We start from the raw sequence: 1237 nt of genomic DNA, 5'->3' as shown, positions 1-1237 counted from the left end.
GCTGATGCTGGTTTTGGTGAGTACGATGGGGATTGCCTGCCGGTTTACGGTGCGGGCTCGGAGTCCGTTGTTTCTGATCTGAGCGACGATGGGTCTCAGACGGGTGTGAAGCTGACGGGTCTGGCCTTTGGCGCCTACACGGCCGGTGAGTCCCTGGATCTGGAGAGCCTGGCTGCGGGTGAGAATGTGACTTTTGACCCGAACGGTGCGGGTGTCCTGGTTGATGGTGAGGACCGCGGCCTGCAGGTTCCCGATCAGATCAATCATGATCCGGACGGTGAGGGTGGTTCGAGCGAGGCTTTGGTTGCCACGCTTGATGATCCTGCGAGTTCGGTGACGGTTACGGTTTCGAACCTGTTCAACAATGAGGACCAGGGCGAGTACGGCCAGGTGACGCTGTACAACCCGGACGGCGAGGCGCTCGGGACGGTTCTGTTTGGCTCGTCGCCGGATGCGCCTGGGGATTACGACGGCGTCTACCAGCAGGTTGATTTCGGCAGCAGCAACAACGTCGGGACGATCACGCTGGAGGCCTCGGAACTCTGCGAGGGCGATGCGATTGGTGCGCTGGCGTTCGAGGCGGCGCCGTATGGCGGTGCTGTCTCGGAAGGTGACGCCCAGGCGAGCGACAGCTCGGACTACTTTGTGCGCGAGCTCGACTACACGAAGGCGGTTGTTGAGGAGTACCGCTTTGCCGAGGACGGCGAGACCTCGTCCGCGGCGCATGGCGGGGACTCGGAGACGGCCCGCCTGATTGACGTGAAGTACGCGGCGACGACGCAGGACGATGACGGGTCCGAGGGCATCACGCAGATTGTCCTGAACAAGGGCGAGAGCGACGGGTCCTGGGTGGACACGACCGGTGAGACGCAGGCGCTTGGCGGGGAGCTTGTGCTTGGCGACGGTTCGGTTTGGAGCGTCTCTGAGGACGGCAGCGAGCTGACGCTGACGTTTGAGCGCTACGAGGGTCAGTCCGAGGAGGGCGAGTATGCCGGTCCGACGTCTGTGGACCTGGCTGGCCAGCTTGGCATTGAGCTGCCGGTTGACGACAGCACGGACTTCACGCTGACGGGCAAGGCGCAGACGCAGGAGTATGACGACGACGGCTTTGCCGAGGATGGCGCGTATCGCGAGTTGATCGATGGCTGGCAGGAGTGCAACGACTGCGGCGACAAGACCGAGTGGACGGCGGAGTCGAGTGTGTCGTTCAAGGTCGAGGGCGTTGTGGCCGAGGCGG

General features: G+C 63.4%; 1 protein-coding gene. It reads left to right on the top strand.

Annotated features, from left to right (window positions below):
* A partial coding sequence (locus tag BP38_RS22875) for a hypothetical protein (RefSeq protein WP_035725990.1) occupies positions 1 to 1237 on the top strand: 1237 nt, incomplete at both ends.

The sequence above is a fragment of the Fodinicurvata fenggangensis DSM 21160 genome (genome assembly GCF_000686045.1).
GTDB classification, from domain to species: domain Bacteria; phylum Pseudomonadota; class Alphaproteobacteria; order Kiloniellales; family DSM-21159; genus Fodinicurvata; species Fodinicurvata fenggangensis.
The sequence above is the reverse complement of the archived record's forward strand: the minus strand, read 5'-3'. Positions and strand labels throughout refer to the sequence as shown.